14 protein-coding genes are annotated in these 16,583 nt (G+C 63.4%); 8 read left to right on the forward strand and 6 right to left on the reverse strand.

From position 1 onward, the window contains the following. Positions 1 to 4: 4 nt before the first annotated feature. Positions 5 to 3,454 (reverse strand): transcription-repair coupling factor, encoded by a 3,450-nt coding sequence (gene mfd, locus ACNQP3_RS08595; RefSeq protein WP_060494072.1) that lies wholly within the window; start codon positions 3,452 to 3,454, stop codon positions 5 to 7. Between the two features lie 167 nt (positions 3,455 to 3,621). Between mfd and ACNQP3_RS08600 the strand changes: the two genes are divergently transcribed. The 3 genes from ACNQP3_RS08600 to sthA all read left to right on the forward strand — a co-directional run bounded on the left by ACNQP3_RS08600 (position 3,622) and on the right by sthA (position 7,840). Then, positions 3,622 to 5,085 (forward strand): glyceraldehyde-3-phosphate dehydrogenase, encoded by a 1,464-nt coding sequence (locus ACNQP3_RS08600; protein WP_012271355.1) that lies wholly within the window; start codon positions 3,622 to 3,624, stop codon positions 5,083 to 5,085. A gap of 157 nt (positions 5,086 to 5,242) precedes the next feature. Then, positions 5,243 to 6,259: an FAD:protein FMN transferase gene (locus tag ACNQP3_RS08605; protein ID WP_264316932.1), complete on the forward strand. Its 1,017-nt coding sequence runs from the start codon at positions 5,243 to 5,245 to the stop codon at positions 6,257 to 6,259. A 186-nt stretch (positions 6,260 to 6,445) separates the two neighbouring features. Next, positions 6,446 to 7,840 (forward strand): Si-specific NAD(P)(+) transhydrogenase, encoded by a 1,395-nt coding sequence (sthA, locus tag ACNQP3_RS08610; RefSeq protein ID WP_012271357.1) that lies wholly within the window; start codon positions 6,446 to 6,448, stop codon positions 7,838 to 7,840. A gap of 48 nt (positions 7,841 to 7,888) precedes the next feature. Here sthA and ACNQP3_RS08615 read toward each other — a convergent pair whose 3' ends face one another. Together ACNQP3_RS08615 and ACNQP3_RS08620 are read right to left on the reverse strand one after the other, a co-directional pair. Beyond that, the gene (locus ACNQP3_RS08615; RefSeq protein ID WP_012271358.1) at positions 7,889 to 8,605 is read right to left on the reverse strand and encodes a glycerophosphodiester phosphodiesterase; all 717 of its coding nucleotides are present in this window, start codon (positions 8,603 to 8,605) and stop codon (positions 7,889 to 7,891) included. 31 nt (positions 8,606 to 8,636) lie between these two features. Further along, entirely contained in the window at positions 8,637 to 9,221 is a 585-nt protein-coding gene (locus tag ACNQP3_RS08620) for a PilZ domain-containing protein (RefSeq protein WP_012271359.1), read from the reverse strand. Positions 9,222 to 9,314: 93 nt separating this feature from the next. Between ACNQP3_RS08620 and ACNQP3_RS08625 the strand changes: the two genes are divergently transcribed. The 3 genes from ACNQP3_RS08625 (at position 9,315) to ACNQP3_RS08635 (ending at position 12,559) form a co-directional block, all read left to right on the forward strand. Continuing rightward, complete coding sequence (locus ACNQP3_RS08625; protein WP_012271360.1) at positions 9,315 to 10,565, forward strand: lipoprotein-releasing ABC transporter permease subunit; 1,251 nt, start codon at positions 9,315 to 9,317, stop codon at positions 10,563 to 10,565. A 7-nt stretch (positions 10,566 to 10,572) separates the two neighbouring features. After that, positions 10,573 to 11,256, forward strand: a complete 684-nt coding sequence (gene lolD, locus ACNQP3_RS08630; RefSeq protein WP_171577286.1) for a lipoprotein-releasing ABC transporter ATP-binding protein LolD — start codon at positions 10,573 to 10,575, stop codon at positions 11,254 to 11,256. A gap of 61 nt (positions 11,257 to 11,317) precedes the next feature. Continuing rightward, on the forward strand, positions 11,318 to 12,559 hold the full coding sequence (locus ACNQP3_RS08635; protein ID WP_060515335.1) for a lipoprotein-releasing ABC transporter permease subunit: 1,242 nt from the start codon (positions 11,318 to 11,320) through the stop codon (positions 12,557 to 12,559). A gap of 40 nt (positions 12,560 to 12,599) precedes the next feature. On the opposite strand, the gene ACNQP3_RS08640 is transcribed toward ACNQP3_RS08635, so the two are convergent. Beyond that, entirely contained in the window at positions 12,600 to 13,952 is a 1,353-nt protein-coding gene (locus ACNQP3_RS08640; RefSeq protein WP_264316933.1) for a heavy metal sensor histidine kinase, read from the reverse strand. Next, positions 13,949 to 14,629 carry a two-component system response regulator CinR gene (cinR, locus tag ACNQP3_RS08645; protein WP_012271364.1) on the reverse strand — a complete coding sequence of 227 codons (681 nt, stop codon included), beginning with the start codon at positions 14,627 to 14,629 and terminating at the stop codon, positions 13,949 to 13,951. The genes ACNQP3_RS08640 and cinR overlap by 4 nt, the downstream gene beginning before the upstream one ends. Positions 14,630 to 14,810: 181 nt before the next feature. Here cinR and ACNQP3_RS08650 point away from each other — a divergent pair, with 181 nt between their 5' ends. Next, positions 14,811 to 15,338, forward strand: coding sequence for a cupredoxin domain-containing protein (locus ACNQP3_RS08650; protein WP_264316934.1), 528 nt, complete (start codon positions 14,811 to 14,813; stop codon positions 15,336 to 15,338). A 68-nt stretch (positions 15,339 to 15,406) separates the two neighbouring features. Then, entirely contained in the window at positions 15,407 to 16,237 is an 831-nt protein-coding gene (gene queF, locus ACNQP3_RS08655; protein WP_060515333.1) for an NADPH-dependent 7-cyano-7-deazaguanine reductase QueF, read from the forward strand. Positions 16,238 to 16,276: 39 nt separating this feature from the next. Here the strand turns inward: queF and ACNQP3_RS08660 are convergent, their stop codons facing one another. Further along, positions 16,277 to 16,540 (reverse strand): DUF4404 family protein, encoded by a 264-nt coding sequence (locus ACNQP3_RS08660; RefSeq protein ID WP_019471256.1) that lies wholly within the window; start codon positions 16,538 to 16,540, stop codon positions 16,277 to 16,279. Between the last annotated feature and the right edge of the window lie 43 nt (positions 16,541 to 16,583).

Consider the following 16,583-nt stretch of genomic DNA (forward strand, 5'->3'; position numbering starts at 1 on the left):
TTCCTTAGGCAGGCTGTGGGGTCAGGCGCTCGAACAGCGCCTCCAGGGTATTGAAGCGTTCGTCGGGGCGTTCCATCGGCACCAGGAAACGGAACTGGGTAGCACCTTCGAACTTGTATCGTTTGGGCTGGCCCTGGATCAGCTTGATCAGGGTCAGCGGGTCGACCGGGGTTTCGGCTTCGAACTCGAGCTTGCCGCCGTTGGGGCCGGCATCGACTTTCTTGATGCCGAGCTTTTCCGCGTGCAGCTTGAGCGAGGTCAGGCGCATCAGGTTCTTGGTTGGCTCGGGCAGCAAGCCGAAGCGGTCGATCATCTCGACCTGCAGGTCCTTGAGGCCTTCCTCGTCGGCCGCCGAGGCGATGCGTTTGTACAGGATCAGCCGCGCATGCACGTCGGGCAGGTAGTCCTCGGGGATCAGCGCCGGCAAGCGCAGGTTGATCTCCGGGCCGCCGCCCAGTGGTTGTTCAAGGTTTGGCTGGGTGCCTTTACGGATTGCCTTGACCGCGCGCTCGAGCATTTCCATGTACAGGGTGAAGCCCACGGCCTGGATCTGCCCGCTCTGGCCTTCGCCCAGCAGCTCGCCGGCACCGCGGATTTCCAGGTCGTTGGTGGCCAGCACAAAGCCCGCGCCCAGGTCCTGGGTGTTGGCGATGGCTTCCAGGCGCTTTTCGGCGTCGGCACTGACCTTCTGCCGGGTCGGCGTGAGCAGGTAGGCGTAGGCCTGGTGGTGGCTACGGCCAACTCGGCCGCGCAGCTGGTGCAACTGGGCCAGGCCGAACTTGTCGGCACGTTCGATGACGATGGTGTTGGCGCTTGGCACGTCGATGCCGGTTTCGATGATGGTCGAGGCTACCAGCACGTTGAAGCGCTTGTGGTAGAAGTCGCTCATCACCTGTTCCAGCTCGCGTTCGCGCATTTGCCCATGGCCAATGCCGATGCGTGCCTCGGGCACCAGCTCGGCGAGGTCGGCGGCGCATTTTTCGATGGTTTTCACATCGTTGTGCAGGTAGTAAACCTGGCCGCCGCGCAGCAACTCACGCAGCAGCGCTTCCTTCACCGTGCTCTTGTTCTGCTCCATGACGAAGGTGCGCACGGACAGGCGGCGCGCCGGCGGCGTGGCGATGATGGACAGGTCGCGCATGCCCGCCACAGCCATGTTCAGCGTGCGCGGAATCGGCGTGGCGGTCAGGGTGAGAATGTCGACCTCGCTGCGCAGGGCCTTGAGCTGTTCCTTCTGGCGCACGCCAAAGCGGTGTTCTTCGTCGATGATGGCCAGGCCCAGGTCCTTGAAGCGCACATCGTCCTGCAGCAGCTTGTGGGTGCCGATGAGAATGTCGATCTTGCCTTCGGCAAGGTCGGCGGCAGCGGCGGCCACTTCCTTGGCCGACTTGAAGCGGCTCATCACCTCCACCGTCACCGGCCAGTCGGCGAAGCGGTCGCGGAAGCTGTTGTAGTGCTGCTGGGCCAAAAGGGTGGTGGGCACCAGTACGGCCACCTGGCGGCCGCTGTGCACGGCGATGAATGCCGCGCGCATGGCCACTTCGGTCTTGCCGAAGCCCACATCGCCGCAGACCAGGCGGTCCATCGGCTTGGGCGCCAGCATGTCGGCACGCACGGCTTCGATGGCGGCCTGTTGGTCCGGGGTTTCCTCGAACGGGAAGCCAGCGCTGAAGGTGGCGTAGTCGGCTGACGGGTCGGCAAATGCATAGCCCTTGCGTGCGGCGCGACGGGCATAGATGTCGAGCAGCTCGGCGGCCACGTCGCGCACCTGTTCGGCGGCTTTTCGCTTGGCTTTCTGCCAGGCCTCCGAGCCCAGCCGGTGCAGCGGTGCCAACGCATCGTCGCTGCCGGTGTAGCGGGCGATCAGGTGCAGGTTGGCCACTGGCACGTACAGCTTGGCGTTCTCGGCGTATTCCAAGGTGAGAAATTCGGCGGCCTGGCCGTCGATTTCCAGCGTGGCCAGGCCCAGGTAGCGACCAACGCCATGGTCGATGTGCACCACCGGTGCGCCTTCGCGCAGCTCGGTGAGGTTCTTGATGACTGCATCGTTGGCGGTTTCGCCACGTTTGTCACGGCGCCGGCGTTGCATCACCCGCTGGCCGAACAGCGGGCTTTCGGCGACCAGGGCCAGGCCTGGGTCGTCCAGCAGCAGGCCGTCGTCCAGCGGCGCGATGGTGATTGCCAGGCGCTCGCTGCCGGTAACGAAGTCGTCCCAGCCGTCGACGGTATGCGGGCGCAGCTTCAGCCGCTCGAGCAGCTCCAGCAGCACTTCACGGCGCCCCGCCGATTCGGCGGTGAACAGCACGCGGCCGGGGAACTGGTCGAGGAAGTTGGCCAGCTCGGCCAGCGGCTGGTTGGCCTTGGCTTCGATGGCCAGGTTGGGTAGCGCGCGTGCCGGAAAGCGTTCGCGACCCACACCTGGGTCGAGGTCTTCGCTGCTGACCACCACCCGAGGCCATTGTTTGAGCTGGGCGAAGCAGTCCTCCACCGGCAGGAACAGTTCGGCCGGTGGCAGCAGCGGCCGGCTGAGGTCGCCACGGCGGTCTTCATAGCGCCCACGCACGTCGTTCCAGAAGTGTTCGGCGGCCTGTTCCACGCCAGGCAGCGAGAACACCTGGGTGTCGGCCGGCAGGTAGTCGAACAGGGTCGAAGTTTCTTCGAAGAACAGCGGCAGGTAGTACTCGATGCCAGCGGGAATAATGCCGCTGGCCAGGTCCTGGAAGATCGCGCTGCGGCGGAAATCGACATCGAAGCGCTCGCGAAAGCGTGCCTTGAAGCGGGTCACTTCCTCTTTCTGCATCGGGAATTCACGCGCCGGCAGCAGGCGTACCGAATCCACCTTGTCGATCGAGCGTTGGGTCTCGGGGTCGAAGGTGCGCAGCGTCTCGATCTCGTCATCGAACAGGTCGATGCGGTAGGGCAGCTTGCTGCCCATCGGGAACAGGTCGATCAGCGCGCCGCGCACGGCGAACTCGCCATGCTCGTAGACGGTGTCGACGCAGCGATAGCCGCTGGCCTCCAGGCGCGTGCGCATCTGTTCCACATCGATGGTCTGGCCCACATCCAGCACCAGGCTGCTGCCCAGCAGGAAGCGCGTGGGTGCCAGGCGGTGCAGGGCGGTGGTGATCGGCACCACGAGGATGCCGTGGCTCAGTTCCGGCAGGCGGTACAGGCTGGCGATGCGCTGGGAAATGATGTCCTGGTGCGGCGAGAACAGGTCGTAGGGCAGGGTTTCCCAATCGGGGAACGGCAGCACCGGCAGGTCCGGGGCGAAGAAGCGCAGCTCCTGCTCCAGACGGTCGGCGGCCTGGCTGTCGGCTGTCAGCAGCAGGGTGAAGCGGCCAGCGCTGGTGGCGGCCTCGGCGATGGCAAGGCTGAGGGCGGCACCGGGCAGGTTGCCCCAGGTTTGTTTGCCGGCCGTGGCCGACATGTGCGGAAGGCGCAGAACTGACACGGGAGATTGCACTCCAAGCGTTGCGGCAAAGAGACCGATTGTACCGGTGACGGTGCCGGCTGTCAGGCTCGAAAGGGCGTGAACGCTGGCTTGCGTCACTGCGACAGGCGCTCATTGCCGGTTCTGCGTTGGGGCGTCATAATGTAGCCCCTTTTTTCTGTCCCTACATGTGGAAGGTTCCCGTGACTCAGAAGCCCGACCAGTGTCTTGGTGAGTGGATTGATCGTGAAGCTCTGGCTGAAGCGATGATCCCGCTTATCGGTCAGCTCTACCGCAACAACAACGTGGTGAGCTCGATTTATGGCCGTAGCCTGATCAACCGTTCGGTTATCTCGATCCTCAAGGCGCACCGCTTTGCGCGTCATCGTCAAACCGACGAAACCGAACTGTCCGTCCACGAGACATTCCCCCTGCTCAAAGCCATGAGCGAGCTGAAACTGGGCGCCGCTTCGGTCGACCTGGGCAAGCTGGCCAACAAGTTCAAGCAGGAAGGCAATGGCCGCACTGCCGAGCAGTTCGTCCGTGAAGAGCTGGCCGACGTGGTTGGCCAGCAGAACGCTTCGGCGCGCAAAGGCACCGACGTCGTGCTGTACGGCTTCGGCCGCATCGGCCGCCTGCTGGCGCGCATCCTGATCGAGAAGACCGGTGGCGGCGACGGCCTGCGCCTGCGTGCCATCGTCGTGCGCAAAGGCGCCGAGAACGACCTGGTCAAGCGTGCCAGCCTGCTGCGCCGTGACTCGGTGCACGGCCCGTTCGATGGCACCATCACCATCGATGAAGCCAACAACACCATCACCGCCAACGGCAACCTGATCCAGGTTATCTACGCCAAGAGCCCGAGCGAAGTCGACTACACCCAGTACGGCATCGACAACGCGCTGATCGTCGACAACACCGGCGTATGGCGTGATGCCGACGGCCTGGGCCAGCACCTGGCCTGCCCGGGCGCTGCCCGCGTGATCCTCACCGCACCTGGCAAGGGCGCGCTGAAGAACATCGTGCATGGCATCAACCACGGTGACATCGCTGCCGATGACAAGATCATCTCGGCTGCTTCGTGCACCACCAACGCCATCGTGCCGGTGCTCAAGGCCATCAACGACCAGTACGGCATCGTCAACGGCCACGTCGAAACCGTTCACTCGTTCACCAACGACCAGAACCTGATCGACAACTTCCACAAGGGCAGCCGCCGTGGCCGTGCCGCGCCGCTGAACATGGTCATCACCGAAACCGGCGCCGCCACCGCTGCTGCCAAGGCTCTGCCAGTGCTGAAGGGCAAGCTGACCGGCAATGCCATTCGCGTACCGACGCCGAACGTTTCGATGGCCATCCTGAACCTGAACCTGGAAAAGGCCACGACTCGCGACGAGATCAACGAGTACCTGCGCCAGACCGCCATGCACTCGGAACTGCACAAGCAGATCGACTACGTGGCCTCGCAGGAAGTGGTTTCGACCGACTTCGTGGGCTCGCGCCACGCCGGTGTGGTTGACGCAGAGGCGACCATCGCCAACGACAACCGCGTTGTCCTGTACGTTTGGTACGACAACGAATTCGGTTACAGCTGCCAGGTGGTTCGTGTGATGGAAGACATGGCCGGTGTGAACCCGCCAGCGTTTCCACGCTGATTCGCTTGTAAGGCAATGAAAAAACGGGAACCTTCGGGTTCCCGTTTTTTTTGCCTGGAGTAAGTTGTGTGGCGCCTGTGAGATCGGGCGCCGCCCGCGCGGCGCTCGATATGTGCCACACCACAAAACTCAAGCCAAGCACCCAGGAACCGAATTTTTGCGCACAGCCTTACTGTTCATCTTCCTGCTGGTCACCGCCTGCAACCAAGGCCCCACCCTGGAGCGCCTGGGCGGCCCGACCATGGGCAGCAGCTACAGCATCCAATACGTCCGCGAGCCCGGCGGCCCGGCGCCGGCCCAGGTGCAGGCAGCGGTCGAAGCCATCCTGAGCGACATCGACCAGCACTATTCGACCTATCGCGGTGACTCCGTCGTCAGCCTTTTCAACCAGTTACCGGCCAATCAGTGCCTGGCCCTGCCGCCCGACATGCTCGAACTGGTAGCCCTTGGCCAGCAGCTGGCCGAGCAGAGCGAAGGCGCCTTCGACCTCACCGTCGAGCCGCTACTCGACCTGTGGGGCTTTGGCCCCCAGGCCCGCCACGAGCAGGTGCCCGACCCGCAAACCCTGGCCCAGGTACGCCTGCGCGTGGGTTACCAGCACCTGCACGTCAAAGGCCAGTCTCTGTGCAAGGATGCCCCGGTACAGCTCGACTTCAACAGCATCGCCGCCGGCCACGCTGTCGACCTGATCGCCGCACGCCTTCAGGCCATGGGCGTGGCCAGCTTCGTCGCCGAGGCTACCGGCGAATTGAAGGCGGTCGGCCGCAAGCCCGATGGCAGCCCCTGGCGCATTGCCCTGGAGCTGCCCCGCGAAGACCGCCAGATCGCCCGCCAGATCATCCCGGTCAATGGCCTTTCAGTATCGACCTCGGGTGACTATCGGCACTATTTCGAGCAGAATGGCCGGCGCTATTCGCACACCTTCGATGCCCGCCTGGGGCGCCCGGTCGAGCATGACCTGGCGGCCGTTACAGTGCTGAGCGCCTCGGCGCTGCAGGCCGACGGCTATTCGACGCTGCTGTTGATCCTTGGCCCTGAGCGTGGCTGGGATTTTGCCGTGGCGCATGGCTTGGCCGCGGTATTGGTGACTCGAGCCGAGGGTGGCTTCGTCTCCCGAGCTACGCCCGCGTTCGAACGGGCGGTGAAAGGCGAGCGAAAGCACAAGCAGGGATGATTGCCGCCAGGGAATGGGTGAACCATATGTAGTGCGGGCGAAATTGGCCTACGACGCGACCAAGGGTTAATGTGCGCGGCGTTCACGCTTGATTAGACTGCACCCGAATTTTCTCATGACGCCCCGGCGGCATGATCGCGCCCCGCGAGCGACCGTGGCTTGCGGGCCAGTTCTGAAGGAGTACGCATGGCTGTCTACAACTACGACGTAGTGGTGCTGGGTTCCGGCCCGGCCGGTGAAGGCGCGGCAATGAACGCCGCCAAAGCAGGGCGCAAGGTGGCAATGGTCGATGACCGTCGCCAGGTCGGTGGCAACTGCACGCACCTGGGTACCATCCCGTCCAAGGCACTGCGTCACTCGGTGCGGCAGATCATGCAGTTCAACACCAACCCGATGTTCCGTGCTATCGGCGAGCCGCGCTGGTTCTCGTTCCCGGACGTGCTGAAAAGCGCCGAAAAGGTGATTTCCAAGCAAGTTGCATCGCGCACCGGCTACTACGCCCGTAACCGCGTCGACGTGTTCTTCGGCACCGGCAGCTTCGCCGACGAGCAAACCGTGGAAGTGGTGTGCCCGAACGGTGTGGTCGAGAAACTCAACGCCAAGCACATCATCATTGCCACCGGCTCGCGCCCCTACCGCCCGGCCGACATCGACTTCCACCACCCGCGCGTTTACGACAGCGACACCATCCTCAGCCTCAGCCACACCCCACGCAAGTTGATCGTTTACGGTGCCGGTGTGATCGGTTGTGAATACGCGTCGATCTTCAGTGGCCTGGGTGTATTGGTGGAATTGGTCGACAACCGTGGCCAGCTGCTGAGCTTCCTCGATTCGGAAATTTCCCAGGCGCTGAGCTACCACTTCAGCAACAACAACATCACCGTGCGCCACAACGAAGAGTACGAGCGCGTCGAAGGCCTGGACAACGGGGTGATCCTGCACCTGAAGTCGGGCAAGAAGATCAAGGCCGACGCCTTGCTGTGGTGCAACGGTCGTACCGGCAACACCGACAAGCTGGGCTTGGAAAACATCGGCATCAAGGTCAACAGCCGCGGCCAGATCGAGGTCGACGAGGCCTACCGAACCACCGTGCCGAACATCTACGGTGCCGGTGACGTGATTGGCTGGCCAAGCCTGGCCAGTGCCGCCCATGACCAGGGCCGCTCGGCCGCTGGCAGCATCGTCGACAATGGCAGCTGGCGCTTCGTCAACGACGTGCCGACCGGTATCTATACCATTCCGGAAATCAGCTCGATCGGCAAGAACGAGCAAGAGCTGACCCAGGCCAAGGTGCCATACGAAGTGGGCAAGGCGTTCTTCAAAGGCATGGCGCGTGCGCAGATTGCCGGCGAACCGCAGGGCATGCTGAAGATCCTGTTCCACCGCGAAACCCTGGAAATCCTCGGCGTGCACTGCTTCGGCTACCAGGCCTCGGAAATTGTCCACATCGGCCAGGCGATCATGAACCAGCCGGGTGAGCACAACAACCTGAAGTACTTCGTCAACACCACCTTCAACTACCCGACCATGGCCGAAGCCTATCGGGTAGCAGCCTACGACGGCCTGAACCGGCTTTTTTGAGCGGCTCCGACCGGTGGCCTGAGCCGGTCGGAGAGACCGATTTCAACCCTACCCGAGGGTGGTCTTGGCCAAACCGGGAAAGTCTGTAATCAGGCTGTCCACACCAAAGTCAGCAAGCCGGCGCATCAGTGCCGGCTCGTTGACTGTCCATACCGACACGTGCAAACCCTGGCCCTGTGCTTTGAGCAGGCGCTCGGGGGTGCACAGTGTCCAGTTCAATGCCAGCAGCTCGCAGCCATAGTTCTGTGCCACCTTCAGGGGGTCGAGCCAGGCGTATTCGGCCACCAGCCCGCGCTTCACGTCCGGCACCAGTTCCAGGGCAGCGCCCAGTACTTCACGTGAGCTGGAGGTGATGGTGACCTTGTCCAGCAGGCCATACGCCTGGGCCAGTTCGCGAATCGCCAGCACGGTGGTGGCGGCACGGGTACGCGAGGCACTTTTTACTTCCAGCTGCCAGTGATCGAACGGGCATTTTTCGAACAGTTCTTCCAGTTTCGGAATCGGGCAGGGTTGCACATGGCCCGGGCCGCCTTTGCGGGCATCGATCTTGATCAGGTCGGCGGCCGGGTGTTCGACCACTTTGCCGCGCCGCCCAGTGGTGCGCTTGAGGGTGGCGTCGTGGATGACCATTAGCTCGTTGTCGGCTGACAGGTGCAGGTCCAGCTCGCAGCGGGTCACGCCATGGGCCAGGCATTGCTGAAAGCTCTTCAGGGTATTCTCGGGCGCTTCGCCCTTGGCGCCGCGATGGCCGTAGATCAGGGTCACGTTCGTTCCTTCAAATCAGAGAGAAATGGGCTCAGGAGGCAGGGTCGTTCTGCCCCAGTTGCTGGCGCCGCTGCTGTTGCTGGCGCTGCAGGATATAACGGGCCAGCAATTGCCGTTGGGCGTCGGTCATGTCGATGAATTCGGTGCCGACCTCGAAGCCGCCCTCCGGGCGCGGGTCGCAATGGGTGACCTTGCCGCGCAGCAGCAGGCCATGGGCGCGTGGCATCAGCACCATTTTCACTTTGACCCGAGTGCCGGGGGCAATCTGCGTGGCCTGGGTGAACTCGATGCCGCCTTCGGAAATGACCACCGGCAACGGCTGGCCGACTTCACCCAGCAGGGTTTGCGCAACCACCGCGCTGAGCAGGTCGAGGCGCTTGTTCTGCGCCCGCAGGAAGGCGGCAAGGGTGCGGTCCTTGTCGCTCAGCTGGCGCAACAGGTGCTGCGACTCGAAGTCGGACAGGTGCAGCTCGCTGAGCAGGTTGAACAGCGGGGAATCATCTTGCAACACATCTGGGTCAAGGGCTTCGGCCGCGCTGAGGGGGCTTATTTGAAGTGCGATCCGATCTTCGATGCGGTAGTATTCGCGGCGATCTTCTTCGTCTAATGTCGTCATGGCGAACCCAAGGTAGCGGCGGTGGTCCGAGTGTAAAGCCGCCGTAGGCGCCTCGCCACAAGGACGTTCCCTTTCATCCGAACAAGCCCCGACATGTTCAGACCTCTTTTCGCATTCATCGGTACGCGTTATACCCGTGCCAAACGCCGTAATCACTTCGTCTCGTTCATTTCCCTGACCTCGATGATCGGCCTCGCCCTGGGCGTGGTGGTGATGATCGTGGTGCTGTCGGTGATGAACGGTTTCGACCACGAGATGCGCACCCGCGTGTTGGGCATGATCCCCCATGCCACGCTGGAGAGCGGCCAGCCCATTGCCGACTGGCCGGCCCTTGCCCAACAAGTAAAGCAGAATCCGCAGGTGGTGGCGGTTGCGCCGTTCACCCAGATGCAGGGCTTGCTGACCCATGATGGCAAGGTGCAGAAGGTGCTGCTCAACGGCATCGACCCGGCTCGCGAGCGCGAGGTGTCGATCATCGACAACTTCGTCTTGCAAGGCCGCCTGGACCAGCTGGCGCCGGGCGAGTGGGGCATCATGATCGGCGACAAGGCCGCGGCCAAGCTGGGCGTGGCCATCGGCGACAAGCTCACCTTCGTCGCCCCGGAAGTCAGCGTGACTCCCGCCGGCATGTTCCCGCGCATGAAGCGCTTCACCGTGGTGGGTACCTTCCATGTTGGCGCGGGCGAAATCGACGGCTACCTGGGCTTGACCAACATCAGCGACCTGTCCCGTCTGCACCGCTGGAAGCCCGACCAGGTACAGGGCCTGCGCCTGAAGTTCGACGACCTGTTCCAGGCGCCGCGCGTCGCCTGGAGCATTGCCCAGCAGCTGGGCGACCAGGAGTTCTACAGCCGTGACTGGACCCGTACCCACGGCAACCTGTACCAGGCGATCCGCATGGAAAAGGCCATGATCGGCCTATTGTTGCTGCTGATCGTGGCGGTGGCGGCGTTCAACATCATTTCCACCCTGGTGATGGTGGTCAACGACAAGCGCGGCGACATCGCCATCCTGCGCACCCTGGGCGCCACGCCTGGGCAGATCATGCTCATCTTCATGGTCCAGGGCACGGTGATCGGGGTGATCGGTACCCTGATCGGCGCCGTGGTCGGGATCGTCGCCGCGCTGAACGTGAGCGCGGCGATCGCCGGCATCGAGAAACTGATCGGGCACAAGTTCCTCAACGCCGACGTGTACTTCATCGATTACCTGCCGTCGCAGATCCAGGCCCAGGACGTGTACATGGTCTGCGGTGCGGCGCTGGTCCTGAGTTTCTTCGCCACCCTGTACCCGGCCTGGCGTGCGGCCCGCACCCAGCCTGCAGAGGCGCTACGTTATGAGTGAGTCGCGCATGAGTGATAAAGCCGTTCTGAGTTGCCGCAACCTGGGCAAGTCCTACGACGAGGGCCCGGAGTCGGTGCAGGTGCTGTCCGGCCTCAACCTGGAGCTGCACGCCGGTGAGCGTATCGCCATCGTCGGCAGCTCGGGCTCTGGCAAGAGCACCTTGCTCAACCTGCTGGGTGGCCTCGATCGGCCGACCCAAGGCAGCGTGTGGCTGGCGGGCGAAGAGCTGTCCGCGCTAGGCGAGCGTGCCCGTGGCCTGCTGCGCAACCGTGAGTTGGGCTTTGTCTATCAGTTTCACCACCTGCTGCCAGAGTTCACCGCCATCGAGAACGTGTGCATGCCGCTGCTGATCGGCCGCACGCCCATCCCCGAGGCCCGTGAGCGTGCCGAGGCGCTGCTCAAGCGCGTAGGCCTGGGCCACCGTTTGAACCACAAACCGGCCGAGCTGTCCGGTGGCGAGCGCCAGCGCGTGGCGATTGCCCGAGCGCTGGTCAACCGCCCTGGCCTGGTGATGCTCGACGAGCCGACCGGCAACCTCGACCACCATACCGCTCAGGGCATTCAGGAACTGATGCAGGAGCTGTCCAGCGCCTCGCGCACGGCATTCCTGGTGGTTACCCATGACCTCAACCTGGCGCGGCAGATGGACCGTGTATTGAAGCTCGACGACGGCCATCTGGTGGCGATCTGATCGACTGCTCGGGGTGGCTGGTGCCGCCCCGTTTTCCTGTTTTCATTGGGTGATTTCGTACATGTTCAGACCCTTGCCCATTTTTATCGGCGCGCGCTACACCCGAGCCAAGCGTCGCAACCACTTCATCTCGTTCATCTCGATGACGTCGATGATCGGCCTGTCGCTGGGCGTGCTGGCGATGATCGTGGTGCTGTCGGTGATGAACGGCTTTCAGCGCGAAATGAGCTCGCGCATTCTCGGGTTGGTGCCGCATGCCGCCATCCTTGGCGTGCAGCCATTGGACGATTGGCACAAGGTGGCCGACGCTGCCATGCAGAACCCGGCGGTGATGGCGGTGGCGCCGATTACCGAGATGGAAGGCATGCTGTCGTATAAAGGTGCGATGCAGCCGATTCAGGTGGGTGGTATCGACCCGGCCGAGGAGGGCAAGGTCTCGATCGTTGGCCAGCACATCGTGCAGGGCCGCTTGCAAGACCTGCAGCCAGGTGAGTTCGGTGTGGTCATCGGTGAGCTGACGGCGCGGCGTTTTCGTCTGAACACTGGCGACAAACTGACCTTGATCGTGCCGGAAATCAGCAAGGAGCCGGGTGGCATTACCCCGCGCATGCAGCGCCTGACGGTGGTCGGGATCTTCAAGGTCGGTGCCGAGCTGGATGGTTCGCAGGCCTATATCCATGTGGCTGATGCTGCCGAGATGCAACGCTGGGCGCCTGGCCAGGTGCAGGGCGTGCGCCTGAAGCTGCATGACCTGTATGCCGCGCCGCAGGTGTCCAAGGCAATTGCTGCAGGGCTCGGCGACGCCTACCGCGCCGATGACTGGTCGCACACCCAGGGCAGCCTGTTCAGCGCCATGAAAATGGAGAAGACCATGATCGGCCTGCTGCTGATGATGATCATCGCGGTGGCGGCGTTCAATATCATCGCCACCCTGGTGATGGTGGTGAACGACAAGGGGCCGGACATTGCCATCCTGCGTACCTTGGGCGCCACGCCAGCGCAGATCATGGGCACGTTCATGGTTCAGGGCAGCCTGATTGGTGTTGTCGGGACGCTGATCGGCGGCGTGCTGGGCGTGATTGCGGCGTTCAATGTCAGTCAAATCGTTGGTTGGCTGGAGCGGGTGAGCGGGCAGCACATCTTTACCTCGGATGTGTACTTCGTCAGCAGCTTGCCGTCGCAATTGCAATGGGGTGATGTGGCCATGATTTGCACGGCTGGCCTGGTGATGAGCTTCCTGGCGACCATTTACCCGGCTTACCGGGCGTCGCAGGTGCAGCCGGCGATCGGTCTGGCGGTTTGATGCTTGCCTGAAATTATGGGGCTGCAAAGCAGCCCCAATTTCACCGGCCTTCAGTGAACTCGATCACAAACCGCGTCCACCCATCCCCGCACTCTGCCCGAATGCACCCGCCATGGGCCTGCACGATCGACCGGGTAATCGCCAAGCCCAACCCCGCATGCTCACTGCTGCCTTCCCGCCGCGCCTGGTCCACTCGGTAGAAGCGGTCGAACAGTCGCGGTAACGCAGTCGGCTCGATAGCCTGCCCGGTATTGGCCACACTGATTTTCGCTCCCGGTTCCAGCGTCACCTTTATCTGCCCTCCCGCCGGGGTAAAGCGCAAGGCATTGTCCAGCAGGTTGGACAGCGCCCGGCGCAGCATATGCCGGTCGCCCTGCAGCATCGCCTCGCCTTCGCGCAGCATCCGTACGCCGCTGTCCTCGGCCAGTGGCGCGTAGTACTCCAGCAGTGCATCCACTTCGTCATGCAGCGCCAAAGGCGCTTGCCCCGGTACCAGCAGGCCGTGGTCGGCCTTGGCCAGGAACAGCATGTCGTTGATCATCTGCGCCATCCATTGCAGCTCTTCCAGGTTGCCATGCAGCGCTTCGCGGTATTCCTCGAGGCTACGTGGGCGGGTGAGGGTGACCTGGGTGTGGGTCAGCAGGTTGGAAAGCGGTGTACGCAGTTCGTGGGCGATGTCGGCTGAAAACGCTGACAGGCGTTGGAAGGCATCGTCCAGGCGCTGCAGCATCGCGTTCATCCTGCCGGCCAACTCGGCCAGCTCTTCGGGCATCTGCGCCAGCGGCAGGCGGGTGGTGAGCGAACGGGCTGACACGCTGGCGGCCACTTGGCCCATCTGCCGCAGTGGGCGCAGGCCGCTGCGGGCGGCCCAGGCGCCGAGCAGCGCAGTGGCCAGCGCCGATAGGCCGACAGTCAGCCAGATCAGCCGCTGCATGCCCTGCAGAAAATGCTGGTGGTGGGTGATGTCGAGGTACAGGGTCAGTTGCGGCGACTGCGCGGCGCCCTGCGCCAGGTGTACAGCCAGGCTGCGGTAGTCGGTGCCTTGCGCGTGCAAGGTGGCCAGCCCGGCGGGCAGCGGTGCCTGCGGTAGCCCGCTGCGGCTTTCGAACCACGTGGCGCCGTCGCTGCCGCTGATGCGCAGGGCCAGGTCGGCCTGGTGGCTCAATTCGTCGCGCAGCGCGGGCAGGCGCGCCTGCAGCTCATCCGGCGTGCTGACGCCGGCCAGTTGTGTACGGAACAGCGACAGGCGCGAGTCCAGCAGTTGTTGGTCGAGTTCGACGAAGTGCTGCTCGCTGGCCCGGCTGAAGAGCAGGCCGGCGCCCAGCGATACGGTGGCGGTGCAGGCGGCGAACAGCAGCGCCAGCCGGCTGCCCAGGGATACCCGGCGCATCATTCAGTGCGTTCTTCGAGTACGTAGCCCATGCCGCGCACTGTGTGGATCAGCTTGTTGGGGTGCGGGTCGTCGATTTTCAGGCGCAGGCGGCGGATTGCCACTTCGATCACATTGGTATCGCTGTCGAAGTTCATGTCCCACACCTGCGAGGCGATCAGCGATTTTGGCAACACCTCACCCTGGCGGCGCAGCAGCAGTTCGAGCAGGCAGAACTCCTTGGCGGTCAGGTCGATACGGGTGCCTGCGCGTTCGGCGCGGCGGCGGATCAGGTCCAGGCGCAGGTCGGCCAGGCTCAGGGTGGTGTCCTGGCTTGGGCTGGCGCCCCGGCGCAGCAGGCTGCGTACCCGGGCCAGCAGTTCGGAAAAGGCGAACGGCTTGACCAGGTAATCATCGGCGCCCAGCTCCAAGCCATGCACGCGGTCCTCGACGGCGTCGCGGGCGGTCAGGAACAGCACGGGTGTATCCAGGCCAGCCTGGCGCACGGCCTGAAGGATTTGCCAGCCGTCGCGCCCGGGCAGCATCACGTCGAGGATCAGCAGGTCGTGGTCGCCGGTCAGGGCGAGGAACTGCCCGGTCTCGCCATCGGTGGCCAACTCGGTGGCAAAGCCGGCCTCGCTCAGGCCCTGGCTCAGGTACTGGCCGGTGCGGGCCTGGTCTTCGACGATCAGCAGTTTCATGCACTGTCCATAATCTGAAGGTTGTGCCTACCCTGTGGGAGCGGGCGATGCGGTGGCTGAAATGATACGTGACGATGCGCCGGCTCGCCCAAGCTGACAAAGTTGTAATCTTCCCGTCAGGTAGCTGCCAGTCGCCCCTGACTAAGGTGGCACTCTCTCGTTGTGTATTCCCGGAGTCATCATGAAGCGCCTGTTCATTGCCGCCACCCTTGCCCTGGCCAGCCTGCCGACCTTTGCCGACGAGGCGCAAACCTTCGCCTTTGGCGAGCCGGCTGCAGCGGCCAAGGCCACCCGCACGGTCAACGTGGTGCTCAAGGACGTTGCTTTCGAGCCTAAGAGCCTGCAGGTAAAAGCCGGCGAGACCGTGCGTTTCGTGCTGGTCAACGAGGGCAAGCTGCCACACGAGTTCAACCTGGGCGACAAGGCCATGCATGCCGAACACCAGAAGGAAATGGTCGCCATGCAAGGCAAGATGTTCACCGAGGCCATGAACCACGAAGGCATGGACCACGGTCAGATGGCGAACCACGGGCAAATGATGGGTCACGGCGGTGGCCATGGCCACGGTGGTGGCAACACCGTGCTGGTAATGCCCGGCCAGCGCGCCGAGCTGACCTGGACCTTCCGTAAGTCGGCACCCATCGAGTTTGCCTGCAACGTGCCGGGGCATTACCAGGCCGGCATGGTCGGGGCATTGACCATCGAGTGACTGGCCCTGCAAGGCGGGGTGCAAAACCGGTAGACTAAGGGCAATTTCGAACCTGTAGGTCAGTTTCCATGCATCCCGCTGCCGAACACTCCCCGCTGGGCAAATCCAGCGAATACATCGCCACCTACTCCCCGGAGCAGCTGTTCCCGATCCCGCGTACTGCCAAGTGGGCCGAGCTGGGCGTCACTGCACAGACCTTGCCCTGGCAAGGCGTGGATTACTGGAACTGTTTCGAGCTGAGCTGGCTGCTGCCTTCGGGCAAGCCTGTGGTGGCGATCGGCGAGTTCGCCATCCCGGCCGATTCGCCGAACATCATCGAGTCCAAGTCGTTCAAGCTGTACCTCAACTCACTGAACCAGACAGTGTTCGCCTCGCTGGGCGAGTTGCAGGCATGCCTGGAGAAAGACCTGTCCGCCGCTGCCGGCAAGCCTGTGGGCGTGAAGGTGCGCACCTTGGCCGAAGTTGAAGCCCAGGGGGTGGTAGCGTTGCCGGGGCAGTGCATCGATGCATTGGACGTGGCCATCAGCAACTACGAGCAGCCGCAGCCAGAGCTGCTGCGCTGCAACCCGGCGCAGGTGGTGGAAGAAACCCTGCACAGCCACCTGCTCAAGTCCAATTGCCCGGTCACTGGCCAGCCGGACTGGGGCAGCGTGGTGGTCGAGTACAAGGGCAGGGCGCTGGACCACGCCAGCCTACTGACTTACCTGGTCAGCTTCCGCCAGCATGCCGACTTCCACGAACAATGCGTGGAGCGAATTTACCTGGACTTGAAGAACCTGCTGCAGCCAGAGCATTTGACGGTGTATGCGCGCTATGTGCGCCGCGGTGGGCTGGACATCAACCCGTACCGCAGTACCGGGGTAATCAAACCGGATAACAAGCGTTTGGTTCGGCAGTAAGTTCAAGGAATGCGGGGGCCGCTTTGCGGCCCCGCTACTTCAGATACCCATGCTGTGCAGCGAGTTGGCGATGCTGCGCAAGGTAGCGGTGAGGTCAGGGTGGTCGGCCTCGAAGCGCTCGATCGCCAGGTTCACCCCGTCCACCAGGTTATTGTCGGGCGTGGCTTCTTCGAGTTTCAGTTGCGCCTCGATCTGGCGCGCTTCTTCGTGCAACGCGGCCAGTTCGTCTTCCGAAAGCGGTACGTTGCGGTCCAGTTGCTCGCGCAAGCTGTTCAGGCGCTCTTGCAATTCGCGGGCAGGCATTGGCATTTCTCCATCAAGGGCTTGGCAAGCCATGGACCTCAGC

Source organism: Pseudomonas sp. LFS074 (genome assembly GCF_047978165.1).
Taxonomy (GTDB): Bacteria; Pseudomonadota; Gammaproteobacteria; order Pseudomonadales; family Pseudomonadaceae; genus Aquipseudomonas; species Aquipseudomonas putida_P.